This is a genomic window from Klebsiella sp. C360 (genome assembly GCF_048822415.1).
In the GTDB taxonomy this organism is placed as follows: domain Bacteria; phylum Pseudomonadota; class Gammaproteobacteria; order Enterobacterales; family Enterobacteriaceae; genus Klebsiella; species Klebsiella quasipneumoniae.
On sequence record NZ_JBMEZZ010000001.1, the window covers coordinates 249,229 to 272,643 of the forward strand.

At 62.3% G+C, this 23,415-nt stretch carries 24 protein-coding genes; 16 read left to right on the forward strand and 8 right to left on the reverse strand.

Going from position 1 to position 23,415, the window contains the following annotated elements; all coding sequences use genetic code 11:
• The first annotated feature begins 243 nt into the window (after nt 1-243).
• On the forward strand, nt 244-1,050 hold the full coding sequence (gene xthA / locus ACOI7D_RS01170) for an exodeoxyribonuclease III (RefSeq protein ID WP_023289293.1): 807 nt from the start codon (nt 244-246) through the stop codon (nt 1,048-1,050).
• A 155-nt stretch (nt 1,051-1,205) separates the two neighbouring features.
• Here xthA and ACOI7D_RS01175 read toward each other — a convergent pair whose 3' ends face one another.
• Nucleotides 1,206-1,349: a hypothetical protein gene (locus ACOI7D_RS01175; protein ID WP_023289292.1), complete on the reverse strand. Its 144-nt coding sequence runs from the start codon at nt 1,347-1,349 to the stop codon at nt 1,206-1,208.
• On the opposite strand from ACOI7D_RS01175, the gene ACOI7D_RS01180 reads away from it, so the two are divergent.
• The 7 genes from ACOI7D_RS01180 (at nt 1,281) to ACOI7D_RS01210 (ending at nt 7,895) form a co-directional block, all read left to right on the forward strand.
• Nucleotides 1,281-1,919 carry a TVP38/TMEM64 family protein gene (locus ACOI7D_RS01180; protein ID WP_226453186.1) on the forward strand — a complete coding sequence of 213 codons (639 nt, stop codon included), beginning with the start codon at nt 1,281-1,283 and terminating at the stop codon, nt 1,917-1,919. The two genes, ACOI7D_RS01175 and ACOI7D_RS01180, sit on opposite strands and share 69 nt — an antisense overlap.
• Entirely contained in the window at nt 1,906-2,616 is a 711-nt protein-coding gene (locus ACOI7D_RS01185; protein ID WP_023289290.1) for a TVP38/TMEM64 family protein, read from the forward strand. The genes ACOI7D_RS01180 and ACOI7D_RS01185 overlap by 14 nt, the downstream gene beginning before the upstream one ends.
• Nucleotides 2,613-3,173, forward strand: coding sequence for a carboxymuconolactone decarboxylase family protein (locus ACOI7D_RS01190; protein WP_060591049.1), 561 nt, complete (start codon nt 2,613-2,615; stop codon nt 3,171-3,173). The genes ACOI7D_RS01185 and ACOI7D_RS01190 overlap by 4 nt, the downstream gene beginning before the upstream one ends.
• Before the next feature lie 2 nt (nt 3,174-3,175).
• The gene (locus ACOI7D_RS01195) at nt 3,176-4,354 is read left to right on the forward strand and encodes an ABC transporter substrate-binding protein (RefSeq protein ID WP_060591050.1); all 1,179 of its coding nucleotides are present in this window, start codon (nt 3,176-3,178) and stop codon (nt 4,352-4,354) included.
• The gene (locus tag ACOI7D_RS01200; protein WP_060591052.1) at nt 4,327-5,862 is read left to right on the forward strand and encodes an ABC transporter permease subunit; all 1,536 of its coding nucleotides are present in this window, start codon (nt 4,327-4,329) and stop codon (nt 5,860-5,862) included. The genes ACOI7D_RS01195 and ACOI7D_RS01200 overlap by 28 nt, the downstream gene beginning before the upstream one ends.
• Nucleotides 5,862-6,494, forward strand: coding sequence for an ATP-binding cassette domain-containing protein (locus tag ACOI7D_RS01205; RefSeq protein WP_060591054.1), 633 nt, complete (start codon nt 5,862-5,864; stop codon nt 6,492-6,494). The genes ACOI7D_RS01200 and ACOI7D_RS01205 overlap by 1 nt, the downstream gene beginning before the upstream one ends.
• A gap of 93 nt (nt 6,495-6,587) precedes the next feature.
• Nucleotides 6,588-7,895 (forward strand): sulfurtransferase, encoded by a 1,308-nt coding sequence (locus tag ACOI7D_RS01210; RefSeq protein ID WP_060591056.1) that lies wholly within the window; start codon nt 6,588-6,590, stop codon nt 7,893-7,895.
• 36 nt (nt 7,896-7,931) lie between these two features.
• Here the strand turns inward: ACOI7D_RS01210 and ACOI7D_RS01215 are convergent, their stop codons facing one another.
• Nucleotides 7,932-8,546, reverse strand: a complete 615-nt coding sequence (locus tag ACOI7D_RS01215) for a CDP-alcohol phosphatidyltransferase family protein (protein WP_032452514.1) — start codon at nt 8,544-8,546, stop codon at nt 7,932-7,934.
• Nucleotides 8,547-8,632: 86 nt separating this feature from the next.
• Here ACOI7D_RS01215 and ACOI7D_RS01220 point away from each other — a divergent pair, with 86 nt between their 5' ends.
• A complete protein-coding gene (locus ACOI7D_RS01220; protein ID WP_060591101.1) occupies nt 8,633-9,043 on the forward strand; it encodes a pyrimidine (deoxy)nucleoside triphosphate diphosphatase in 411 nt (136 codons plus the stop codon).
• Nucleotides 9,044-9,225: 182 nt separating this feature from the next.
• On the forward strand, nt 9,226-10,569 hold the full coding sequence (gene gdhA, locus ACOI7D_RS01225; protein WP_004176526.1) for an NADP-specific glutamate dehydrogenase: 1,344 nt from the start codon (nt 9,226-9,228) through the stop codon (nt 10,567-10,569).
• 43 nt (nt 10,570-10,612) lie between these two features.
• Here gdhA and ACOI7D_RS01230 read toward each other — a convergent pair whose 3' ends face one another.
• The 3 genes from ACOI7D_RS01230 to selD all read right to left on the reverse strand — a co-directional run bounded on the left by ACOI7D_RS01230 (nt 10,613) and on the right by selD (nt 14,762).
• On the reverse strand, nt 10,613-11,593 hold the full coding sequence (locus tag ACOI7D_RS01230; protein WP_032452513.1) for an NAD(P)H-quinone oxidoreductase: 981 nt from the start codon (nt 11,591-11,593) through the stop codon (nt 10,613-10,615).
• A 174-nt stretch (nt 11,594-11,767) separates the two neighbouring features.
• Nucleotides 11,768-13,714: a DNA topoisomerase III gene (locus tag ACOI7D_RS01235; protein WP_023289280.1), complete on the reverse strand. Its 1,947-nt coding sequence runs from the start codon at nt 13,712-13,714 to the stop codon at nt 11,768-11,770.
• Between the two features lie 4 nt (nt 13,715-13,718).
• Nucleotides 13,719-14,762, reverse strand: a complete 1,044-nt coding sequence (gene selD, locus ACOI7D_RS01240; protein WP_044522394.1) for a selenide, water dikinase SelD — start codon at nt 14,760-14,762, stop codon at nt 13,719-13,721.
• 225 nt (nt 14,763-14,987) lie between these two features.
• On the opposite strand from selD, the gene phoC reads away from it, so the two are divergent.
• A complete protein-coding gene (gene phoC / locus ACOI7D_RS01245; RefSeq protein WP_008807621.1) occupies nt 14,988-15,734 on the forward strand; it encodes an acid phosphatase PhoC in 747 nt (248 codons plus the stop codon).
• 508 nt (nt 15,735-16,242) lie between these two features.
• On the opposite strand, the gene ACOI7D_RS01250 is transcribed toward phoC, so the two are convergent.
• Entirely contained in the window at nt 16,243-16,794 is a 552-nt protein-coding gene (locus ACOI7D_RS01250) for an NAD(P)H nitroreductase (protein WP_044522321.1), read from the reverse strand.
• A gap of 166 nt (nt 16,795-16,960) precedes the next feature.
• On the opposite strand from ACOI7D_RS01250, the gene sppA reads away from it, so the two are divergent.
• The 5 genes from sppA to yajD all read left to right on the forward strand — a co-directional run bounded on the left by sppA (nt 16,961) and on the right by yajD (nt 22,553).
• Nucleotides 16,961-18,814 carry a signal peptide peptidase SppA gene (sppA, locus tag ACOI7D_RS01255; protein WP_004203792.1) on the forward strand — a complete coding sequence of 618 codons (1,854 nt, stop codon included), beginning with the start codon at nt 16,961-16,963 and terminating at the stop codon, nt 18,812-18,814.
• Between the two features lie 138 nt (nt 18,815-18,952).
• Nucleotides 18,953-19,972 carry an asparaginase gene (gene ansA, locus ACOI7D_RS01260; RefSeq protein WP_032452508.1) on the forward strand — a complete coding sequence of 340 codons (1,020 nt, stop codon included), beginning with the start codon at nt 18,953-18,955 and terminating at the stop codon, nt 19,970-19,972.
• A gap of 9 nt (nt 19,973-19,981) precedes the next feature.
• A complete protein-coding gene (pncA, locus tag ACOI7D_RS01265) occupies nt 19,982-20,623 on the forward strand; it encodes a bifunctional nicotinamidase/pyrazinamidase (RefSeq protein WP_048334778.1) in 642 nt (213 codons plus the stop codon).
• 171 nt (nt 20,624-20,794) lie between these two features.
• Nucleotides 20,795-22,048: a glycoside hydrolase family 18 protein gene (locus ACOI7D_RS01270; RefSeq protein ID WP_032452507.1), complete on the forward strand. Its 1,254-nt coding sequence runs from the start codon at nt 20,795-20,797 to the stop codon at nt 22,046-22,048.
• Nucleotides 22,049-22,208: 160 nt separating this feature from the next.
• Nucleotides 22,209-22,553, forward strand: a complete 345-nt coding sequence (gene yajD / locus ACOI7D_RS01275; RefSeq protein ID WP_002901254.1) for an HNH nuclease YajD — start codon at nt 22,209-22,211, stop codon at nt 22,551-22,553.
• 94 nt (nt 22,554-22,647) lie between these two features.
• On the opposite strand, the gene ACOI7D_RS01280 is transcribed toward yajD, so the two are convergent.
• Together ACOI7D_RS01280 and msrB are read right to left on the reverse strand one after the other, a co-directional pair.
• Entirely contained in the window at nt 22,648-22,926 is a 279-nt protein-coding gene (locus ACOI7D_RS01280; protein ID WP_004203787.1) for a YeaC family protein, read from the reverse strand.
• 43 nt (nt 22,927-22,969) lie between these two features.
• Nucleotides 22,970-23,383, reverse strand: a complete 414-nt coding sequence (gene msrB, locus ACOI7D_RS01285) for a peptide-methionine (R)-S-oxide reductase MsrB (RefSeq protein WP_004203786.1) — start codon at nt 23,381-23,383, stop codon at nt 22,970-22,972.
• Between the last annotated feature and the right edge of the window lie 32 nt (nt 23,384-23,415).

Here is a 23,415-nt window from a genome sequence, read left to right on the forward strand (position 1 = left end):
AGGGGGATGAACAGTGATTAAAGAAGATAAGTTATGCAAAGGTAAGATATAATTCTGTAATTGTGATCTTCTGCGAAATTTATCGTAGCTATTTGCCCTTTTTTGGCGCGGCGTGCCCGCAAAAGGGGCACCCACGGCACGCTCATGCGCAGCGATTGGCAGAATGACGCATCGGATGGCAGCCAGCCTGGCGAATTTCTGCTACCATCCCTGCACTATTCACCTTGCACAGTGGCAGCGACTATGAAATTCGTCTCTTTTAATATCAACGGCCTGCGCGCCCGCCCACACCAACTGGCCGCCATCGTCGAAAAGCACCAGCCGGACGTGATTGGCCTGCAGGAAACCAAAGTTCACGACGATATGTTCCCTCTCGAAGAGGTCGCCAGACTCGGCTATAACGTCTTTTATCACGGCCAGAAAGGCCATTATGGCGTCGCTCTGCTGACCAAAGAGACGCCGATTGCCGTCCGCCGCGGTTTCCCGGACGATGGCGAAGAGGCTCAGCGCCGCATCATCATGGCCGAGATCCCGTCGCCGTTCGGTAACGTTACGGTGATTAATGGTTATTTCCCGCAAGGTGAAAGCCGCGATCATGAGACCAAATTCCCGGCCAAAGCGGCGTTCTATCAGAATCTGCAGAACTATCTGGAGACCGAGCTCAATAAAGAGAATCCGGTGCTGATCATGGGCGATATGAACATCAGCCCTACCGATCTCGACATCGGTATCGGTGAAGAGAACCGCAAACGCTGGCTGCGCACCGGCAAATGTTCCTTCCTGCCGGAAGAGCGGGAATGGATGGACCGCCTGCTGGGCTGGGGCCTGGTGGATACCTGGCGTCAGGCTAACCCGGACAATCAGGAGCACTTCTCGTGGTTTGATTACCGTTCCAAAGGCTTCGACGATAACCGCGGGCTGCGCATCGACCTGCTGCTGGCCAGCCAGCCTCTGGCCCAGCGCTGCGTGGAGACCGGAATCGATTATGAGATCCGCGGAATGGAAAAACCGTCCGACCACGCGCCGGTGTGGGCCACCTTCCGGCCGTAAGCCACGTCCTGACCTGCCTCCCGCCGCGCGGGGGGCAGAATTTCCTGAGCAAAATCAACAAAGCGACGGTAAACCATTGTGGCCGTCGTCTGAACAGGATACTGTCGCGCGCACTTTTTAATGTCCACTGCGTCCAGGCTGTACAGGAGACCCCTTCATGAAAAAGAAGCCATCATCCGGCCATTGGTAAAGGGCTGGGACTCATCGCGCTGGCGGCCACGCTGGCCGTTATCAGCCACCGCGTCGGTCTCCACGATCTGCTGACTCACCTGCATCTGCTGCAGGAGACCCTGCGCCATCAGGGCGCCTGGGGCTATCTGGTCTATGCAGCGCTGTTTATCATTGCCACCCTGTGCCTGATCCCCGGCAGCCTGCTGGTGATCGCCGGCGGAATACTCTTCGGCCCGCTGACCGGCTCTCTGCTCTCGTTTGCCGCCGCCACTGTCGCCTCTTCGCTGTCGTTTTTGATCGCCCGCTGGCTTGGGCGCGATCTGCTGCAGCGCTATGTGGGCCATACCGCCGTCTTCCAGGCCATTGAGCGCGGTATCGCCCGCAGCGGCAACGATTTTCTGATCCTCACCCGCCTGGTGCCGCTCTTTCCCTACAACATTCAGAATTACGCCTACGGCCTGACGGCGATCCCCTTCTGGCCTTTTACCTTGATCTCCGCCGTGACCACCCTGCCGGGCCTGGTGATCTATTCGGTGATGGCCAGCGAACTGGCTCGCGAGGGGGCGACCTTCGCCTTAGCGCTCAAGCTGAGCCTCGCTGGTGGGCTGCTGTTTGCCCTGGTGCAGATGGGCAAACGGTTTGCCCGCGCCCGCCGTGTGGCAACGCCCGGCGAGGAGGTGCGCCATGACCCGACCTGATCGCCGTCACCTGCGCCGCGCCCGGCTGGCCCTCGCCGTGGTGGCCGTTGCCGCTCTGGCCGCCTGGCTGTGGTTCCCCGGCGGGCGAGCCTTTCTGCAGCACAGCCTGACGGCGCTAGCGTCGCTGGATCCCCAGCATGTTAAAGACTTTATCGCCGCCTGGGGGGCGCAGGCGGCGCTGGTCTCTTTTGCGCTGATGATCCTCCAGGCGATCGTCGCCCCGCTGCCGGCCTTCCTGATCACCCTGGCGAACGCCGCGCTGTTCGGCGCCTTCTGGGGCGGCGCGCTGTCGTGGTTCAGCGCCATGGTCGGCGCCGGGCTCTGCTTCTGCATCGCCAGAGCGCTGGGGCGCGAGGTGGTGGAGAAACTCACCGGCCGCACAGTGCTGCGCAGCGTCGACGGCTATTTCGCCCGCTTTGGCCCGCAGACGATCCTGGTCTGTCGCCTGCTGCCGTTTGTCCCTTTTGATCCGGTCAGCTATGCCGCCGGACTGACTTCGCTGCGCTTCTGGCCCTTTATGCTGGCCACCGGCGTGGGACAGCTGCCGGCGACCATCGTCTATTCCTGGGCCGGGAGCCTGCTGACCGGAGGCGCCTTCTGGCTGGCCACTGGCCTTTCGCTGCTTTTTGCCCTGGCGGTGGTCATCTCCATCGCCAAAAATATTTACCGTGAACGTCATAAGAGATCGTCGCCATGAGCTTACCCCCGCTGGATACTGTCCCTCTGATCCTTCGTCCGCAGGCCTGGCTGCACCGTCGTCATTACGGCCAGGTGCTGAGCCCCATTCGCTGGTGGGGACGGATCCCGTGGCTGTTTTACCTGGTCTCGCTGTTCGTCGGCTATATTGAACGCCGCCGCTCGCCACTGGATCCGGTGCTGCGCTCGCTGGTCAGCGCCCGCATCGCCCAGCTGTGCCACTGCGAATTCTGCATCGATATCACCAGCATGACCCTCGCGGCGCGGAGCGGAGGTCGCGACAAACTGCTGTCGGTCGCCGACTGGCGCAACAGTACGCTGTTTAGCGAGCAAGAGCGTCTGGCGCTGACCTATGCCGAAGCCGCCAGTCAGACGCCGCCGGAGGTGGATGATGCCCTGCGCAGCGCGATGACGGCGCATTTTGACGCCCGGGCGCTCACCGAGCTGACCGCCCTGATTGGCCTGCAAAATTTATCAGCGCGGTTCAACGCCGCGATGGCGATCCCGGCCCAGGGGCTGTGCAAGATACCCCCCTCTTCCCCGCATAATAAGGAGTAACGATGCGCCGTTTGCGTGATTTCAGCCTCTGTCTGTACCTGCTGCTGCTCTGGCCGCTGGTGGTGAATGCCGACGACAGCTGGCGGCAGACCCAGACGGAAGCCCGTGGCCAGACCGTCTGGTTTAACGCCTGGGGCGGCGACCCGGCCGTTAACCGCTATCTGACGTGGGTCAGCGAGGAGGTCAAACGACACTACGCGATCGACCTGCGTATTGTCCCCATCGCCGACGCCGCCGACGCGGTGAAACGCATCCAGACTGAGGCGCAGGCTGGCCGTCGCCGCGGCGGTTCGGTGGATTTGCTGTGGATCAACGGCGAAAACTTTCACACCCTAAAACAGGCCAACCTGCTGCTCACCGGCTGGGCCGAATCGCTGCCCAACTGGCGCTATGTCGATCGGCAAAAGCCGGTTCAGGAAGATTTTTCTGTCGCCACCGAGGGCGCCGAGTCGCCGTGGGGCAGCGCCCAGCTGACGTTTATCGCCCGCCGCGAACAAACCCCGCAGCCTCCCACCAGCCCGCAGGCGCTGCTGGACTTCGCCAGAGCCCATCCGGGCAGCGTAACCTACCCGCGGCCACCGGACTTCACCGGTACCGCCCTGCTGGAGCAGCTGCTGATCGCCCTCACCGACCAGCCTGCCGCCCTGCGCCAGCCGCCGCAGACGGCGACTTTCGCGGCGGTCACCGCCCCGCTGTGGCGCTATCTCGATGCGCTGCACCCGGCGCTATGGCGGGCGGGCAAGGATTTCCCGGCGTCGCCGGCGCGGATGGACGCCATGCTCAACCAGGGTATCCTCCGCCTGTCGCTGACGTTTAATCCGCTCCATGCCCGGCAGAAGGCCGCCAGCGGGGAGTTACCGGCGGACAGCTACAGCTTCGGCTTTACCGGAGGGACCCTCGGCAACGTCCATTTCGTGACTATTCCGGCCAACGCGCGCGCCGTCGCCGCTGCCAAAGTGGTGGCCAATTTCCTGCTCTCCCCTGAGGCGCAATTGCGCAAGGCGGATGCCGCCGTCTGGGGCGATCCAAGCGTTCTGGACCCGCAGCGTCTACCTGACAAGCAGCGACAGGCGCTGGCGGCCACCCTGCCGCAGGATCTGCCGCCGGTGCTTGCCGAGCCGCACGCGGCGTGGGTTGACGCACTGGAGCAGGAATGGCTGCGCCGCTACGGTACCCACTGATCCTGCTGGCCTGGGGGACGATGGCGGCAATCTATCTGCCCTTATTCCCCGCCGCCGCAGGGCTGGTGTGGCCGGCGCTCTCCCCGGTCCACTGGCGGGCGCTGTTCGCCGACCCGCAGCTGGGCCAGGCGCTGGCCGCCACCCTTGTTTCCACGCTGCTGTCCGTCGGCGGCGCGTTACTGATCGCCCTGACCATCGTCGCCGCCCTCTGGCCTTCGGCCCGCTGGCGGCGACTGGCTTCCCGCCTGCCCTTGCTGCTGGCGGTGCCCCATCTAGCCCTGGCGACGGCGGCGCTGCTGCTGTTTGCCGAAGGCGGCTGGATCTGGCAGCGGCTGCCGTTTTTGACGCCGCCGGTCGACCGGTACGGCATCGGGCTTGGCCTGACGATGGCCCTGAAAGAGAGCGCCTTTGTGCTGTGGGTGATCTACGGCCTGCTGGGGGAGGCGCGCCTCGCCGACCAGGCGACAGCGCTAAAGAGCCTCGGCTACGGCCGCTGGCAGTGCCTGCGCTGGCTGGTGCTGCCTGGGTTGCTGCCCGCCCTCGGCATGGTGCTGCTGGCCGCCGCGGCCTGGAGCCTGTCGACGGTAGACGTCGCCCTGGTGCTGGGGCCCGGCAATCCGCCCACCCTCGCCGTGCTGGCGTGGCACTGGTTAAGCCAGGGCGATGACCTGCAGCAGGCGAAAGGGGCGCTGGCCAGCCTGCTGCTGCTGGCGATCCTCGGCGGGCTGGCGCTGGTCGCCTGGGGCGGATGGCGGCTACAGCGTCGACGTCTGCCCGATCTGCGCGGCGTTCGGCATCCCCATCCTCACGCCCTGCCCGGCCGCCTGCTGGCGAGTGCCCTGCCGCTGAGCGGCCTGCTGTGCGCGCTATTGCTGGCGGGGCTGGCGCGCTCGGCGCCGCCGCAGACCGAGGCATTGATTAACAGCCTTGGTCTGGCGCTGGCGGCCTGCGCCCTCGGCGCGGCCGTCTGCCTGCTGTGGCTGGCCTGCGGCCCGGCGCGGAGAGATGGCTGGGTCTGGCTGCCGCTGGTGCTGCCGGCCCTGCCGCTGGCCGACGGCCAGTACCGGCTGGCCCTGTACGCCTGGCTAGACGGCGAATGGTGGACCGTCCTGTGGGGCCATCTGCTGTGGGTGGTGCCGTGGATGCTGTTTATTTTGCGCCCGGCCTGGCGCCAGCGCGATCCGCGGATGGCGGTGATCGCCCGCACGCTCGGCTGGGATCCCACGCGTATTTTCTGGCTGCTGACCCTGCCCTCGCTGACCCGCCCGCTGCTGACCGCCCTGGCGGTGGGCTTCTCGGTGAGCATTGCGCAGTATCTGCCAACGCTATGGCTGGGGGCAGGCCGTATCCCGACGCTCACCAGCCAGGCGGTGGCGCTCAGCAGCGGCGGCGAGGCGCAGACGCTTGCCGCCCAGGCGCTATGGCAATTACTGCTGCCGGCGGTATGCTTTACCCTGACGGCCCTGCTGGCCTGGCTGGCGGGCCGCTATCGACGAGGACTTCGCTAGTGCTAACCGTAAACCATTTGACCCTGAGCGTGAAACGTCAGCCGCTGCTGCGGGAGGTCGCCTTCTCGGTGGCCCCGGGTGAAGTGCTGACGCTGATGGGCCCTTCCGGCAGCGGAAAATCGACGCTGTTTGCATGGATGATTGGCGCTCTGGCCGGCGACTTCCGCGCCGAGGGCGAGCTATGGCTCAACGATCGGCGCTGCGATACGCTGCCGACGGAGCGCCGGCGCATCGGCATCCTGTTTCAGGACCCGTTGCTGTTCGACCATTTCAGCGTCGGGCAAAATTTACAGCTGGCGCTACCGGAAACCGTACGCGGCGAGGCGCGTAAAGCCGCGGTGGAGCAGGCGCTCAGTCGCGCCGGGCTGCATGGATTCGCCGCGCGCGACCCGGCCACGCTCTCCGGCGGACAGCGGGCGCGGGTGAGTCTGCTGCGCGCCCTGCTGGCGCGCCCCGAGGCGCTGCTGCTGGATGAGCCCTTCAGCCGCCTGGATGCTACCCTGCGCACCGCGTTCCGCCGCTGGGTATTTGAGGAACTGGCCCGCCAGGCCATTCCGGCGATCCTGGTGACCCACGATCGCGAGGACTGTCCGCCGACGGGGCGGTGCCTGGCGATGGAGCGCTGGCAATGAAGCACAATAGCGTGCAAACCTGCGTTACCGCAAAGAAATCAACGCCAGGCAAGCGGAGAATACGCCCTCCACTTTTTACCGTCGGGCATTTCGATGAAACGTGTTTCTCAATTGACCGCACTCGCCCTGCTCATGGGGCTTGCTGCTACCACCACCTGCGCCGCTGAAACCATGCCAGCGCTCACCCTCTCCCACCTGCAACAGCAGCACGGCGTGGCCATCGACACCCGCCTGAGCGCTTATTACAACGGCTGGCCGCAGCACGTCAACGGCCCGGAAGGGCATGAGCCGCAGGCGCTGAACCTTTCCGCCCGCTGGCTCGGCGCCATGAGCGACGAGCAGCTCCAGGGCTGGGCTAAGCAGCACCAGCTCCAGCCCGATACCCCCATCGCGCTGTACGGCAGTCCTGAGGATAACGCCAGCGTCGCGGCGCGACTGAAACAAGCGGGCTTCACCCGGCTCAACGTCCTGAGCGACGCTCTGAGCCAGGGCGACCGTCTGCAAAAGCTGCCGCACTTTGAACAGCTGGTCTACCCGCAGTGGCTGCACGATCTGCAGCAAGGGAAAAGCGTGGCTGCCGCCCCGGCCGGCGACTGGAAGGTGTTTGAGGCCGCCTGGGGAGCGCCGAAGTTCTATCTGCTGAGCCATATCCCGGGCGCGGGCTATATCGACACCAATGAGGTGGAGAGCGAACCCCTTTGGAATAAAGTGTCCGATGCGCAGCTGAAGGCGATGCTGGCGAAGCACGGCATCCGCCATGACACCACGGTGATCCTCTACGGTCGCGACGTCTACGCCGCGGCGCGGGTGGCGCAGATCATGCTGTACGCCGGCGTCAAAGACGTGCGCCTGCTGGACGGCGGCTGGCAGACCTGGTCCGACGCCGGTCTGCCTGTGGCGCGCGGCATGCCGCCGACGCCGCAGCCGGCGCCGGATTTTGGCGCGCCGATCCCCGGCCAGCCGCAGCTGATGCTGGATACCGGGCAGGCCCGCGGTCTGCTGCACCGCCAGGACGCCTCGCTGGTCAGCGTCCGCTCGTGGCCGGAGTTTATCGGCACCACCAGCGGCTACAGCTATATCAAACCGAAGGGCGACATCGCCGGCGCCCGCTGGGGCCATGCCGGAAGCGACTCCACGCACATGGAAGACTTCCATAACCCGGACGGCACCATGCGCAGCGCCGACGATATCGCCGCCCTGTGGCGCCAGTGGAACATCCTGCCTGACCAGCAGGTGGCGTTCTATTGCGGAACCGGCTGGCGGGCCTCCGAAACCTTCATGTATGCCCGGGCCATGGGCTGGCCGCACGTCGCCGTCTATGACGGCGGCTGGTACGAATGGAGCAGCAACCCGCACAATCCGGTCGCCCGCGGAGAACGCGGCCCGGAAAGCAGTCAGTAACGCGTCACACCCTGCCGGCGACGCGCGATTTTCCGCTCACGCCACCCGCTTTAAGGTCCGGTAGCCGCTGGCGATACGCGTCGCCGTCGTCAGCCAGCATAGCGCGCCAAACAGCCACGCCAGCCAGGCGAAATGCGCCGGAAACAAGCAGCTGAGGACAAACAGCAGGATAGTCTCCGTCCCCTCCGTCAGCCCCCCGAGATAGTGCAGCGATTTATGGGCATAGCCGGGATTGGCGATCTGGTGCTTTGCCGCCAGCGCGGCAAAGGCGAGAAAGCTGCTGCCGGTGCCGATAAAGGCAAACAGCAGCCAGCCGCCCGCCAGGGCGTTATTTTGCGGATCCGCCAGGATAAAACCGAACGGCACCAGGGCATAGAAGAGAAAATCCAGTGAGATATCGAGAAAACCGCCGGCGTCGCTAAGCCCGCGCCGCCGCGCCAGGGCGCCGTCCAGGCCGTCCAGCAGGCGGTTGAGAAGAATGGCCGCCAGCGCCGCGCCATACCACCCTAATGCCAGAAATGGCAGAGCCAGCGCGCCGATGGCAAAACCGAGCAGCGTCAGCCCGTCTGGCGAAATACCCGGGCGGTCAAGCGCGCCGGCGGCAGCGTTAAGCAGAGGTTTGAGGCGAGGATGCAAGTGGCTATCAAGCACGGGGGTCTCCAGCAGAGTTGGCGGTTGTCAGTGAAGGTCTATGGCGGTGATAATAGGCCAGTTTGGTCATATTAACGTTGATGCTTATGCTAAAAATGATTGAAGTTGTCGCCGCCATTATTGAACAGGATGGCAAAATTCTGCTGGCCCAGCGCCCGCCCCACGCCGACCAGCCGGGAATGTGGGAATTCGCCGGCGGCAAAGTGGAGTCGGGTGAAAGCCAGCCGCAGGCGCTGGCCCGGGAGCTGCGGGAGGAGATGGGCATCATCGCCCACCCGGCATGCTATATCGCCAGCCATCAGCGGGAAGTCTCCGGTCGCCAGATCCATCTGCACGCCTGGTGGGTACCGAACTTTCAGGGCGCGCCGCTGGCCCACTATCACAGCCAGCTGCGCTGGTGCCTTCCTGCCGACGCCTTAACCCTCGATCTCGCCCCGGCCGATATCCCCCTCCTGCACGCCTTTATCGCCCAGCGCCCGTCCCTTTGTCCCCGCTGATCCGCTCGCCGCCTCGTCATCGTTTTTAGTTATGACGGGCGGGCAATTATAAATTTTGCTGACGGCTTAATTTTTCCTTGCTTGCCTAAGGATTAGCGGTGTTATAGTCGGAAAATCGGTTTTTTCAAGGACCGAATCATAATAAATACACGCAACCACAACCATAAGGGGAACTTATATCTATGGATCAGACGTGCACTCTGGAAGGCTTTCTCACCCGCGTTCAACAGCGCGATCCTCATCAAACCGAATTTGCTCAAGCCGTCCGGGAGGTCATGACCACCCTGTGGCCTTTCCTTGAGGAAAATCCGCGCTATCGTCAGCTTGCTTTGCTGGAACGTCTGGTGGAACCGGAGCGCGTGATCCAGTTCCGCGTGGTGTGGGTGGACGACCGCAATCAGGTCCAGGTCAACCGCGCGTGGCGCGTGCAGTTCAACTCGGCCATCGGCCCGTATAAGGGCGGGATGCGCTTCCATCCGTCGGTGAATCTGTCGATTCTCAAATTCCTTGGCTTCGAGCAGACCTTCAAAAACGCCCTGACCACCCTGCCGATGGGCGGCGGGAAAGGCGGCAGCGATTTCGATCCTAAGGGCAAGAGCGATGGCGAAGTGATGCGCTTCTGCCAGGCGCTGATGACCGAGCTCTATCGCCATCTTGGCCCGGATACCGACGTACCGGCGGGCGATATCGGCGTCGGCGGCCGCGAGGTCGGCTTTATGGCCGGCATGATGCGCAAACTCTCTAACAACAGCGCCTGCGTCTTCACCGGTAAAGGCCTCTCCTTCGGCGGCAGCCTGATCCGTCCGGAAGCCACCGGTTACGGCCTGATCTACTTCACCGAAGCAATGCTCAAACGTCACGGCCTCGGCTTCGAAGGCGCTCGCGTGGCGGTCTCCGGCTCCGGCAACGTCGCGCAATACGCCATTGAGAAAGCGATGGAGCTTGGCGCGCGGGTGGTCACCGCCTCCGACTCCAACGGCACCGTCGTTGACGAGGCGGGCTTCACCAAAGAAAAACTGGCCCGCCTGATCGACATCAAAGAGCGTGCCCACGGCCGGGTGGCCGACTACGCCCGCGAGTTTGGCCTCACCTATCTCGAAGGCCAGCAGCCATGGTCAGTGCCGGTGGATATCGCCTTGCCTTGCGCCACTCAGAACGAACTGGACGTCGATGCCGCCCGCCAGCTGATTGCCAACGGCGTGAAGGCCGTGGCGGAAGGCGCCAACATGCCGACCACCATCGCCGCGACCGATCTGTTCCTTGAAGCTGGCGTGCTGTTTGCCCCGGGCAAAGCGGCCAACGCCGGCGGCGTGGCGACGTCCGGTCTGGAGATGGCGCAGAACGCCGCGCGCATGGGCTGGAAAGCGGAAAAAGTGGATGCCCGCCTGCATCACATTATGCTGGATATCCACCACGCCTGCGTGCAGTACGGCGGTGAAGCGAAGCAGACCAACTACGTGCGCGGCGCCAATATCGCCGGTTTCGTGAAGGTGGCGGATGCCATGCTCGCCCAGGGCGTGATTTAACCTCCCCTGACGCCCTCCCGGCGGCTGCCCGCCGGGAGGCGTCTCACGACGTCATCGTGATCACCACTTTCCCCAGATGCTGACCACTGTCCAGACAGGCATGCGCCTCGGCAATCTCCGCCATCGGGTAGCTGGCGTAGATCATCGGCTTGCATTTCCCTGCCTCAAGCAGCGGCCAGACGTGGCGCCGCAGCGCCTCGGCAATCTCCTGTTTCTCCGCCGCCGTCCGGCCGCGCATGGTGGAGCCGGTGACGGTGGCCCGCTTGAGCATCAGGGTCTGAATATCCACCTCATGAGCTATTCGCCCGCCCATAAAGCCGATGATCACCAGCCGTCCATCCTTTTTCAGTAGCCCCAGGTTGCGGTTAAAGTAAGGGCCGCCCACGATATCCAGAATGACATCCACCCCTTCATCGTTGGTCAGTTGGTGAATTTTCTCTGCGAAATCTTCGGTTTTGTAGTTGATCGCCGTGGCGTAGGGTCGCAGCGCGGCAATTTTTTCGTCCTGGCCGACGGTGGCATAGACGCTCATCCCCAGCGCGTGACACAGCAGGACCGCAGTGGTGCCAATCCCGCTGGCGCCGCCGTGGATCAGAATGCTCTCGCCGGACTGCAGCTTACCGAGCTGGAAAACGTTCGCCCACACGGTGAAGAAGGTTTCCGGAATGGCGGCCGCTTCGCTAAAGCTGAGGCCCGCCGGGATCGGCAGCGTCTGGCCTGCCGGGACGGCGCAGTATTCGGCATACCCGCCGCCGTTGGTCAGCGCGCAGACGCGATCCCCGGGGGCAAAGGTTGTGACCTGCGCGCCGACCTTCACAACCACGCCCGCCACCTCGAGGCCGGGCACGGGGGTGACGCCCTCAGGCATGGGATACAGCCCCTGGCGCTGCAGAATATCCGGCCGGTTGACGCCCGCCGCTTTCACCTCGATGAGCACCTCATGCTCCCCGACGGTGGGGATCTCACCTTCGCGGATCTGCAATACTTCCGGGCCGCCCGGTTGGCTGATAGCGATATATTTCACGGGTCCTCCTTATCGCCTGGGAGAGAAATGAGCAACGGCATCGGGAAGGGCAATGGGCATCCCTGTTCTGAGGGGGTCGTCAACCCCTTCCCGGCTGTTTAGTGTAGACCATTGACCTGGCGGGGGGAGAAACGGCGGCCGCGGGGAAGCGCATCCTCGCGGCCGCCGGGCGGGTTATTGCGGCGGCGGCGCGGCATCGTCTGCCGCTTTTTTGCCTTTCGCTTTGCCTTTGCCCTTACTGAAGGATTTTTTCGCCCCGCCAGGCGCCACCAGACCGCGGAACTGGCGCACCGGCGTGCTGCGCGCCTGCTCGATCAGCTGATACAGCGTCCCCACCAGCGGCTGCATAAAATCCTGATAGCGGCACTGTTTCTCGCTGATTTGCGTCAATACCGACTCCCAGTGGGCGGTCATGTCCGGTCGCCCGGCCATCTCCGGCAGGGAATGAATCAGCGCCCTTCCGGCCTCCGAGGAGTGAATATAGCGCCCCTTTTTGCTCAGGAAACCGCGCTTAAACAGCAGTTCGATAATCCCGGCGCGGGTTGCTTCGGTGCCGAGGCCGTCGGTGGCGCGGAGGATCTTCTTCAGATCTTTATCCTGCACGAAGCGGGCAATCCCGGTCATCGCCGACAGCAGCGTGGCGTCGGTAAAGTGGCGCGGCGGCTGCGTCTGGCGCTCCACCACCTCGCCCCTCTCGCACAGCAGTTCATCGCCTTTGGCCACCACCGGCAGCGGCGTGCCGTCGTTCTCTTCATCGCGCTCTTTGCTGCCAAGCAGCGTCCGCCAGCCCGCCTCGGCCAGAAAACGCGCTTTAGCGACAAATTTGCCGTTGGCGATCTCAAGGTCAATCTGGCATTTACGGAACACCGCGTCAGGGCAGAACTGCATCAGATACTGCCGGGCGATCAGGGTGTAGACCTTCGCTTCGTTATCGGTGAGTTTGACCTGGCTGCTGCGGGCGGTCGGGATAATCGCATGGTGCGCGTCGACCTTTTTATCATCCCAGCAGCGGTTGCGGATCTCCGGATCCACCACCGGCTGCGGCAGCAGATCCGCCGCATGGACGGCAATCGCATTCAGCACCGCATGGCGGCCGGCGAAATGCTCTTCCGGCAGGTAGCGGCTGTCCGAACGCGGATAGGTGATGAGCTTGTGGGTTTCATACAGCTTCTGGCAGATATCCAGCACGTTTTGCGCGCTGAAGCCGAAACGTTTGGCCGCCTCAATCTGCAGCGCCGACAGCGAAAACGGCAGCGGCGCGGGTTCGGAATCGCGCTTATCGTTATAGCCGGTCACCAGCGCCGGCTGGCCTTCGATACGCTTAACCACGTGCTCGGCCAGCGGACGATGCAGCAGGCGCCCTTCTTCATCCTGGTAAGGTTCGCAGGCTTCGCTCGGCACCCAGGTCGCGACAAAGCGCTCCTCCTGCGGCGTGACGATATGCGCTTTGACGTCGAAGAAATCTTTGGCGACGAAGTTTTCAATCTCTTCATCGCGGCGCACCACCAGGCCGAGCACCGGGGTCTGCACCCGCCCCACGGAGAGCACCCCCTGATAGCCGGCGTTGCGCCCCAGCAGAGTATAGGCCCGGGTCATATTGATGCCGTACAGCCAGTCGGCGCGCGCCCGCGCCAGCGCCGACACGCAAAGCGGCACAAACTCGCTGTTGGCGCGCAGGCGGTTGATCGCCCGCTCCACCGCCTGCGGGTTGAGATCGTTTATCAGACAGCGCTGCACCTGCTGGCGCTTCTCCGGCGCCAGCTGCAGGTAGTCGAGGACCTCGTCCACCAGCAGTTGCCCCTCACGGTCGGGGTCGCCAGCGTGGATAACCTCCTCGGCGTCGCCGAGCAGGCGCTTGATCACATTCAGCTGTTTGGTGACCGAAGGTTTGGGCTGCAGCTGCCATTTCTCCGGCACAATCGGCAGGTCGGTGAGATTCCAGCGGGCATAGCGGCTGTCATAGACGTCCGGCTGCGCCTGCTCCAGCAGGTGACCGATACACCAGGTGACCACCTGCCCGTTGCCGCACTCAATATAGCCATCGCCTTTGCGGTGCGGTTTAGGCAACACATCGGCGATAGCCCGACCGAGACTCGGTTTTTCTGCAATAAACAACCGCATCGAATCAACGGATCTCGATCATCGGTCGCCCGCCACGGGCGGTCACCAGCTCGCCGATGGCGGCCAGCTTAATACCGAACTCCGCCGCGGCGGCCTGGACTTCCGCCTCCGCCTCCGGGGTCACCGCCAGCAGCAGACCGCCTGAGGTCTGTGGGTCGCACAGCAGATCGCGCCACGCCGTCGGCATCTCGCCCATCAAATGGCCGTAGCTGGCAAAGTTGCGCCCGGTGCCGCCCGGCACCGCGCCGGCGGCGATATACTCCTCCACCCCCGGCAGTTTCGGGATATCGGCATAGCGCAGTTGCGCCTGCACGCCGGCCCCGCGGCACACCTCGCTGAGGTGGCCGAGCAGGCCAAAGCCGGTGACGTCGGTCATCGCCTTCACCCCGTCGATAGCGGCAAACGCGGCGCCGGCGAGGTTCATCTGGCACATGGTCTCCGTCGCCAGCCCCTGATGCTCTGGCTTGAGCAGCGATTTTTTCTCCGCGGTGGTCAGCACGCCGATCCCCAGCGGTTTGGTGAGATACAGTTTGCAGCCCGCCTGCGCGGTGCTGTTTTTCTTGATGCGCTCGGTGGGCACCACGCCGGTGACCGCCAGACCAAAGATCGGCTCAGGAGCGTCAATGGAGTGGCCGCCCGCCAGCGCGATCCCGGCCTGCTGGCAGGCAAAGCGCCCGCCCTCCACCACGTCGCGGGCGATTTCCGGCGCCAGGGTGTTGATCGGCCAGCCGAGAATGGCAATCGCCATAATCGGTTTCCCGCCCATGGCGAAAATATCGCTGATGGCGTTGGTGGCGGCAATGCGGCCAAAGTCGAACGGATTATCGACAATCGGCATAAAGAAGTCGGTGGTGCTGACGATTGACGTGCCATTACCAAGATCGTAAACGGCGGCATCATCGCTGGTTTCGTTGCCGACAAGCAGGTTCGGGTCGACAAACTTCGCCTGCTCGCTATGCAGGATGGTTTCCAGCACTTTCGGGGAAATTTTACAACCACAACCGGCTCCGTGGCTGTATTGCGTTAAACGAATGGCTTGCTCGCTCATGGACATCTCCTGTCATTGCAATCCCGCTATGTTAGCGCCCAAACGTCAGGGTGGTAAGTACGACAGTCTGAAATCGCGTATGGTTGCTCATTAAGCAGACAAAAAGCCGTTGTTGCGAGACGCGGCAATTTTTTCCCGACCATTTTCACTTTTACTTAAAGATGACAGAAATGTGACAACCCAGGACTGTCTTCTCTGGAATGATTATGACGTAAGGAAATTCTAATGAAAAAGCGTGTTCTTGCCCTTTGCCTGGCCAGTTTCTTCTCCGTTAACGCCTTCGCGCTGGTTCCCCCCGGTAACGATGTCACCACCAAGCCCGATCTCTACTATCTGACCAATGCCCAGGCCATCGACAGCCTGGCGCTGTTGCCGCCGCCGCCGGCGGTGGGCAGTATCGCGTTCTTAAACGATCAGGCGATGTATGAGCAGGGGCGCCTGCTGCGCAACACCGAGCGCGGGAAGCTGGCGGCAGAGGATGCCAACCTCAGCGCGGGCGGCGTGGCTAACGCCTTCTCCAGCGCCTTTGGCTCGCCGATCACCGAAAAGGACGCGCCGCAGCTCCATAAGCTGTTGACCAATATGATTGAAGACGCCGGCGATCTGGCGACCCGCGGCGCGAAAGAGAAGTATATGCGCATTCGCCCGTTTGCCTTCTACGGTGTCTCCACCTGCAACACCACCGAGCAGGACAAGCTGTCGAAAAACGGCTCTTACCCATCCGGGCATACCTCCATCGGCTGGGCCACCGCCCTGGTGCTGGCAGAGATCAACCCGCAGCGGCAGAACGAAATTTTGAAGCGCGGCTATGAGCTCGGCGAGAGCCGGGTGATCTGCGGCTATCACTGGCAGAGCGATGTCGATGCGGCGCGCATCGTCGGCTCCGCGGTGGTCGCCACGCTGCACACCAACCCGGCCTTCCAGCAGCAGTTGCAGAAAGCCAAAGACGAATTCGCCAAAACGCAGAAGTAATGTCATCGCCGTTACATTCCCGGAGGCGGCGCCTGGCGCGCCTTATCCGGGCTACCTTTGGGGCGGCAGGCCGGGTCAGGCGCACGCCGCCGCCCGGCATAGATGCGGCTCCGAGCCTGCTGCCATCGCCCGGCGGCGCTGTGCTTGCGCGGGCCTACATTGAGGGGTAACCGTCTGATACAGGGATGGTTATGTAGGCCGGGTAAGGCGCAGCCGCCACCCGGCGAAATAACGGCACAATCGTAAATTTCCCTGCTCGCGCTGCGCTTAGCAGGGCTACCACTCCTGTGTTATGTCCGAGCAGATGGCGCTCCCGATATGTCTTCTGCGTTATGTCTGGCATGGCGCAGGGAGCGCACAGGGGGCGGCCAGTCGCCGCCGCCTCCTGTACCCCCGGGCTCCGGCCAGCACCGGCAGTTTCAGCAACAATGGTGAATAAATTAACGACAGGTCGTACGAATGTAGGCCGGGTAAGACGCAGCCGCCACCCGGCGTAACACGCGCTGACTCAGAATCGCGTCACAAACGGCGCGGTATCCGGCAGGGCAATGGTGGTTGAGGCTTTCAGCTGCGGCGTGCCCAGATAGAGGAAGCCGACGATTTTATCCTGCTCGCGGCACCCGAAGCCGGCCCGCACCACCGGGCTCTCGGTCAATGCTCCGCTGCGCCAGATGCCGTTGAATCCCTGGGCCAGGGCCGCCATCTGCATCGCCATCACCGCGCAGCCAGCGGACATCTCCTGCTCCCAGCGCGGCACCTTCGGGTGGTCTTCACAGCGCGCCACTACGGTAATGATCAGCGGCGCGCGAAACGGCGCATTGCGGGCTTTCTCTATGCCCTTCTCATCCTGGCCGGCCTCCCGGGCCCCCTTTTCCAGCAGCTGACTAAAGCGTTCGCGGCCGTCATCGGCGATAATGTAAAAGCGCCACGGCTGCAGGGTGCCATGATCCGGGGCGCGCAGCCCGGCGCGCAGAATGTTTTCCAGCTGTTCGCCGGCCGGGGCCGGTTCCGCCAGGCGGGAAGCGCTGCGGCGATTAAGCAGTAGGTCGAGAGCATCCATCTGTATAACTCCTGTGATGTCATTTTTCATAAAATTAACATGCACAAGGATTTTGTTACAGCGCGGTCGGTGATTCCTGCTGACAACCGACGGCTCACTCTTTAGGATAGCCAGACGCGGCGGCCCCTGCGGCCTGCCCATTTTTAGATAACGTTAGGGAGAATACATGCGAACCCTTTGGCGACTGATTGCCAGCTTTTTTAAATGGACGTGGCGGATACTCAACTTTATTCGCAAACTGGCCCTCAATGCGATCTTCCTGGTGCTGGTGCTGGTGTGTATCGGCATCTGGAGCCAGTTCAGTAGCACCACCAGCGAACATGCCGCGCGCGGCGCGCTGCTGCTGGATATTACCGGCGTGGTGGTGGATAAACCGTCCGCCAGCAGCAAGCTCGGCGTAATTGGCCGCCAGCTGTTTGGCGCCAGCTCGGACCGTCTGCAGGAGAATTCTCTGTTCGATATCGTGCAGACCATCCGTCAGGCGAAGGATGACCGTAATATCACCGGTATTGTGCTGGATCTGAAAAACTTCGTCGGCGGCGATCAGCCCTCCATGCAGTACATCGGTAAAGCGCTGCGCGAATTCCGCGACAGCGGCAAACCGGTGTATGCCGTCGGCAGCAGCTACAGCCAGGGCCAGTACTACCTGGCGAGCTTTGCCAACAAAATCTGGCTCTCTCCGCAGGGCGAGGTGGACCTGCACGGCTTCGCCACCAACGGGCTGTACTACAAGTCGCTGCTGGATAAGCTGAAAGTCTCCACCCATGTCTTCCGCGTCGGCACCTATAAATCCGCCGTCGAGCCTTTCATTCGCGATGACATGTCCCCTGCCGCCCGCGAAGCGGACAGCCGCTGGATTGGCGAACTGTGGCAGAACTACCTCAACACCATCGCCGCCAACCGGCAGATCACCGCCCAGCAGCTCTTCCCGGGCGCCCAGGGCATTATCGATGGCCTGCGTAAGGTGGGCGGCGATACGGCGAAATATGCGCTGGACAATAAGCTGGTGGATGAGCTGGCGACCTCCACGGAAGTGGAAAAGGCGTTGACCAAACAGTTTGGCTGGAGCAAAGCGGATAACAATTACCGGGCGATCAGCTATTACGACTACAACGTGAAGACACCGTCTGACCAGGGTTCCGCCATCGCGGTGATCTTCGCCAACGGCGCCATCATGGACGGCGAGGAGACCCCGGGCAACGTTGGCGGCGACACCACCGCTGCGCAAATTCGCGATGCGCGCCTCGACCCGAAAATTAAGGCCATCGTCCTGCGCGTCAACAGCCCGGGCGGCAGCGTGACCGCCTCGGAAATCATTCGCGAAGAGCTGGCGGCAGCCAAAGCCGCGGGTAAACCGGTGGTCGTTTCAATGGGCGGCATGGCGGCCTCCGGCGGCTACTGGATCTCCACGCCGGCGGACTACATTGTCGCGAACCCAAGCACCCTCACTGGCTCCATCGGCATCTTTGGGGTGATTAACACCGTGGAAAACACCCTCGGGTCGATTGGCGTCCATACCGACGGCGTCGCCACGTCGCCGCTGGCGGATATCTCCAGCACCAAAGCGCTGCCGCCGGAAGTGCAGCAGCTGATGCAGTTGAGCATTGAGAACGGCTATCAACGCTTTATCACCCTGGTGGCTAACGCGCGTAAGAGCACGCCGGAGAAAATCGACCAGATTGCCCAGGGCCACGTCTGGACCGGGGAAGATGCCAAAGCCAACGGTCTTGTCGACAGCCTCGGCGACTTCGACGACGCGGTGGCCAAGGCCGCCGAGCTGGCGAAGCTGAAAACCTGGCACCTCAACTACTATCAGGAAGAGCCCACCTTCTTCTCGATGGTGCTGGACAGCCTGACCGGTTCGGTACGCGCCTCGCTGCCGGCCGCCATTCAGGCCTGGCTGCCTGCGCCGGTGGCCGCGGCAGCCGAGACGGTGAAAGCCGAAAGCGACAAGCTGGCGGCGTTTAACGACCCGCAGAACCGCTATGCCTTCTGCCTGACCTGCGCCAACATCCGTTAATACGCAGCGGCTGCCCCGTCTCCCGGGGCAGCCTTTTTTCCGCACCTGCCAGCGCCGCCACAAAGCGAGCGGCCAACACTGTATTTTTTCCTCCGTCTCTTTATACTTCGCCTGTCTACGACCAACCTAAGCGATGCTATGCAAAAAAAATCGATTTACGTTGCCTACACCGGTGGGACCATCGGTATGCAGCGCTCTGAACACGGCTATGTACCCGTTTCCGGCCATCTCCAGCGTCAGCTGGCGCTGATGCCTGAGTTCCATCGCCCGGAGATGCCGGACTTCACGATCCATGAATACCATCCGCTGATGGATTCATCCGATATGACTCCTGAGGACTGGCAGCACATCGCCGACGATATCCGCAGCCATTACGAGGAGTATGATGGCTTTGTGATCCTCCACGGTACCGACACCATGGCGTTTACCGCCTCTGCGCTGTCATTCATGCTGGAAAACCTCGGCAAACCGGTGATTGTGACAGGGTCACAAATCCCGCTGGCCGAGCTGCGCTCCGACGGCCAGATCAACCTGCTCAATGCCCTGTACGTCGCCGCCAACTATCCGATTAACGAAGTGGCGCTGTTCTTCAACAATCGGCTGTTCCGCGGTAACCGTACCACTAAAGCCCATGCCGACGGCTTTGACGCCTTCGCCTCGCCAAACCTCGCGCCGCTGCTGGAGGCCGGGATCCATATCCGCCGTCTCGGTACCCCGCCGGCGCCGCAGGGCTGCGGAGAGCTTATCGTGCACCCCATCACCCCGCAGCCGATTGGCGTGGTGACGATTTACCCCGGCATCTCCGCCGACGTGGTGCGTAATTTCCTGCGCCAGCCGGTGAAAGCGCTGATCCTTCGCTCCTACGGCGTCGGCAACGCCCCGCAGAATGGCGAGTTTATTCAGGTGCTGGCGGAAGCCAGCCAGCGCGGCATTGTGGTGGTCAACTTGACGCAGTGTATGTCCGGTAAAGTGAACATGGGCGGCTATGCCACCGGCAATGCCCTCGCCCAGGCGGGAGTCATCAGTGGTTTCGATATGACGGTGGAAGCGACGCTGACCAAGCTACACTATCTGCTGAGCCAGCAGCTGGACGTTGACGCCATTCGCGCGGCGATGCAGCAGAATCTGCGTGGCGAACTGACCCCTGACGAAGCTTAAGGAGGACGTATGGCGCATCGAGCGCTGTTACTGGTTGATTTGCAGAACGACTTCTGCGCCGGCGGCGCGCTGGCGGTTCCTGAAGGCGATAGTACCGTCGAGGTGGCCAATGCGCTTATCGACTGGAGCCTGGCGCGCGGCGAGCCCATCGTCGCCAGCCAGGACTGGCATCCGGCGGATCACGGCAGCTTCGCCAGCCAGCACCAGGTGGAACCCTACACCCAGGGCGACCTGGATGGCCTGGCGCAAACTTTCTGGCCGGATCACTGCGTTCAGCACAGCGAAGGCGCGGCGCTGCATCCCCTGCTCAAGCAGCAGGCCATCGCCGCCGTGTTCCACAAAGGGCAAAACCGGGTCATTGACAGCTACAGCGCTTTTTTTGACAACGGTCACCGGCAGAAAACTGAACTGGACGGCTGGCTGCGCGGTCAGGGGATCGTGGAGCTGACCGTGCTCGGCCTCGCCACCGATTACTGCGTTAAGTTCACCGTGCTGGATGCCCTGGCGCTGGGCTACGCGGTCAACGTCATCACCGACGGCTGCCGCGGGGTGAATCTTCAGCCGCAGGACAGCAGCCAGGCGTTTATGGAGATGGCCGCCGCAGGCGCCACGCTCTATACCCTCGACGACTGGCGGGAAACCCACGCCTGATCCCTTCCCCGGCGCGCCCGCGCCGGGGCTTCTTCTGCCGCTTCGTTATCGTCCATAAATTGAACTCTCTCGCAGTTTCAACAGGTTATTGCTGGTAGTCTGGCAAGGCTGTTTTTTCGCCACGCCATTTCCGTGGCGCGGTTATTTTTTTTATGTCAAAGAGGAACCACTATGAAACGTTTGCCCTTGCTGGCAGCCTTGCCCCTGCTTTGCGCTTCCGCGCTCTCTGCCCAACCGCTGATGTCCGTCGGCTATTTCAACGGCGGCGGCGACGTCACTGCCGGGCCGGGCGGGGATATCGACAAGCTGGACGTCCGGCAGATCACCCATCTCAACTACTCGTTTGGCCTTATCTATAACGATGAAAAAGACGAGACCAACGCAGCCCTGAAGGATCCTGCTCATTTGCACGAGATCTGGCTGTCGCCGAAGGTGCAGGCGGATCTGCAAAAGCTCCCGGCCCTGCGTAAACAGAACCCGGACCTCAAAGTCCTGCTGTCGGTCGGCGGCTGGGGGGCGCGCGGTTTCTCCGGCGCGGCGGCAAGCAAAGAAACCCGGAAGGTGTTTATTCAGTCTGCGCAGGAAATTGTTGAAAAATATGGTCTGGATGGGATTGACCTCGACTGGGAGTTTCCGGTCAACGGCGCCTGGGGGCTGGTTGCCAGTCAACCGGCCGATCGCGATAACTTTACCGCGCTGTTAAAAGAGCTGCGCGCAGCGTTTGGTACCAGGAAACTGGTCACTATCGCCGTGGGCGCCAACGCCGAAAGCCCGAAAAGTTGGGTGGACGTTAAAGCGATTGCGTCATCGCTCGACTACATCAACCTGATGACCTACGACATGGCCTACGGCACGCAGTACTTCAACTCGAACCTGTATGACTCCAGCCACTGGCCGACGGTCGCCGCGGCGGATAAATACAGCGCCGATTTTGTGGTCAACAATTACCTGGCCGCCGGGCTTAAACCCAGCCAGATGAACCTCGGGATTGGTTTTTATGGCCGGGTGCCGAAACGGGCGGTCGAGCCGGGGATTGACTGGAGTAAAGCGGATGCGCAAAAGAACCCGGTCACCCAGCCCTATTTTGGTCCACAGCAGATCGCGCTGTTTGCCTCGCTGGGCTATGACCTGAGCAAAGACACTTACGTGAAATACAATGATATCGTGGGCAAATTGCTCAACGATCCGCAGAAACGCTTTACCGAGCACTGGGACGATGAGGCGAAAGTCCCGTGGCTGTCGGTGCAGTCCGCGGAGGGCAAGCCGCTGTTCGCCCTCTCCTATGAGAACCCGCGCTCGGTGGCCATTAAAGCGGACTACATCAAGGCGAAAGGCCTTGCCGGAGCGATGTTCTGGGAGTACGGCGCCGATGACCAGAACCAGCTGGCCCGCCAGCTGGCGGAATCGCTGGGGATCAAACACTAATCGCGGCTGTTCCGCCGCATCGCCGCCGCCGGGCGGCGTGACGCAGGCAGCATCGCCGGCAATGCAGGTATATCGCGCCGCCCGGGATAGGTTATGATGCCTGTTATCCGCTGCGCCAGGGGCTGGCGCAGCTTAACCGTTTGACAGGAGGCAGGGGGCCATGGCCTATATCCCCAAAAATTACGCACGTCTGGAAGTGGGTTACCGCGAAAAGGCGCTCAAGCTCTTTCCCTGGGTATGCGGACGCTGCTCACGGGAGTTTGTCTACTCCAATCTGCGCGAGCTGACGGTGCACCATATCGATCACGACCACTCCAATAACCCGGAAGATGGCAGCAACTGGGAGATGTTGTGCCTTTACTGTCACGATCACGAACATTCCAAGTACACCGAAGCCGATCAGTATGGCTCCACGGTGGTAGCGGGCGAAGATGCGCAAAAGAGCGTCGGCGAGGCCACCTACAACCCGTTTGCCGACCTGAAAGCAATGATGAATAAAAAGTAAGCGAAGCGACTGACCGCCGGGCGCGGTCATTGACGCTACCCTAGTCCGGCGCCGGATCAGCCGACGCCGGTACGTCTCCCCGCCGGCCGGCGGTTTATTGCAACTTCACGGTGGCGATCGGCTTCGGCACGATGCCGAAATCTTCCTTCAGCTGCTGTTTGCTCTTCATCACCATCTGCCCGCGGGTGTCGATGGTCATATGCTGGGCGTCGGTGTTATACCGGGCCTGCCACAGCATCACCAGCTGCAGGCTATTTTCCTTCTGCTCCGGCGTCAGCGCCACGCCATCCGGCCATTTTCCCAGCTCTACCGCCGTCGCCAGACGCTGATACACTTCCGGGGTCATGCTGTCGATAATTTGTTCAATATCCATCTTCCGCTCACCTCCACCTGGAATAATTTGCTGAATCGTTTCTTCAGCCCTTAATCTGCTCGCCGTTCTGCTCATCGGTGAAGCTGAGCGACGCCGAATTGACACAATAGCGCTCGCCGGTCGGCTGCGGGCCATCCGGAAACACGTGACCGAGATGGGCATCACAATTTCCGCAGCGGATCTCAATGCGCTGCATGCCGTGGGAGCTGTCGTCCAGATAGCGAATGGCCTCTTCGCTTACCGGCTCGTAGAAGCTCGGCCAGCCGCAGCCGGAGTCGTATTTGGTCTGGGAGTTGAACAGCGGCGCATCGCACACCAGGCAGTGATACACGCCATTTTTCTTGTTGTGCAGCAGCCGTCCGGTGAAAGGCGGTTCGGTGCCATGATGTTGGGTCACGTAAAACTGCATTTCGCTCAAGCCGTTTTTCAGCTCTTCCGGGGAGGGTTTATTCGCCATGGGCTTACATCTCGCTTTACAATGGACAACTT

Excerpts from the sequence above, each read along its gene's own strand:
- xthA (WP_023289293.1), top strand. The coding sequence starts at position 244 with ATGAAATTCGTCTCTTTTAATATCAACGGCCTGCGCGCCCGCCCACAC.
- ACOI7D_RS01175 (WP_023289292.1), bottom strand. The coding sequence starts at position 1,349 with ATGGCGCAGGGTCTCCTGCAGCAGATGCAGGTGAGTCAGCAGATCGTG.
- ACOI7D_RS01185 (WP_023289290.1), top strand. The coding sequence starts at position 1,906 with ATGACCCGACCTGATCGCCGTCACCTGCGCCGCGCCCGGCTGGCCCTC.
- ACOI7D_RS01190 (WP_060591049.1), top strand. The coding sequence starts at position 2,613 with ATGAGCTTACCCCCGCTGGATACTGTCCCTCTGATCCTTCGTCCGCAG.
- ACOI7D_RS01195 (WP_060591050.1), top strand. The coding sequence starts at position 3,176 with ATGCGCCGTTTGCGTGATTTCAGCCTCTGTCTGTACCTGCTGCTGCTC.
- ACOI7D_RS01200 (WP_060591052.1), top strand. The coding sequence starts at position 4,327 with ATGGCTGCGCCGCTACGGTACCCACTGATCCTGCTGGCCTGGGGGACG.
- ACOI7D_RS01210 (WP_060591056.1), top strand. The coding sequence starts at position 6,588 with ATGAAACGTGTTTCTCAATTGACCGCACTCGCCCTGCTCATGGGGCTT.
- ACOI7D_RS01220 (WP_060591101.1), top strand. The coding sequence starts at position 8,633 with ATGCTAAAAATGATTGAAGTTGTCGCCGCCATTATTGAACAGGATGGC.
- gdhA (WP_004176526.1), top strand. The coding sequence starts at position 9,226 with ATGGATCAGACGTGCACTCTGGAAGGCTTTCTCACCCGCGTTCAACAG.
- ACOI7D_RS01235 (WP_023289280.1), bottom strand. The coding sequence starts at position 13,714 with ATGCGGTTGTTTATTGCAGAAAAACCGAGTCTCGGTCGGGCTATCGCC.
- selD (WP_044522394.1), bottom strand. The coding sequence starts at position 14,762 with ATGAGCGAGCAAGCCATTCGTTTAACGCAATACAGCCACGGAGCCGGT.
- phoC (WP_008807621.1), top strand. The coding sequence starts at position 14,988 with ATGAAAAAGCGTGTTCTTGCCCTTTGCCTGGCCAGTTTCTTCTCCGTT.
- ACOI7D_RS01250 (WP_044522321.1), bottom strand. The coding sequence starts at position 16,794 with ATGGATGCTCTCGACCTACTGCTTAATCGCCGCAGCGCTTCCCGCCTG.
- sppA (WP_004203792.1), top strand. The coding sequence starts at position 16,961 with ATGCGAACCCTTTGGCGACTGATTGCCAGCTTTTTTAAATGGACGTGG.
- ansA (WP_032452508.1), top strand. The coding sequence starts at position 18,953 with ATGCAAAAAAAATCGATTTACGTTGCCTACACCGGTGGGACCATCGGT.
- pncA (WP_048334778.1), top strand. The coding sequence starts at position 19,982 with ATGGCGCATCGAGCGCTGTTACTGGTTGATTTGCAGAACGACTTCTGC.
- ACOI7D_RS01270 (WP_032452507.1), top strand. The coding sequence starts at position 20,795 with ATGAAACGTTTGCCCTTGCTGGCAGCCTTGCCCCTGCTTTGCGCTTCC.
- yajD (WP_002901254.1), top strand. The coding sequence starts at position 22,209 with ATGGCCTATATCCCCAAAAATTACGCACGTCTGGAAGTGGGTTACCGC.
- ACOI7D_RS01280 (WP_004203787.1), bottom strand. The coding sequence starts at position 22,926 with ATGGATATTGAACAAATTATCGACAGCATGACCCCGGAAGTGTATCAG.
- msrB (WP_004203786.1), bottom strand. The coding sequence starts at position 23,383 with ATGGCGAATAAACCCTCCCCGGAAGAGCTGAAAAACGGCTTGAGCGAA.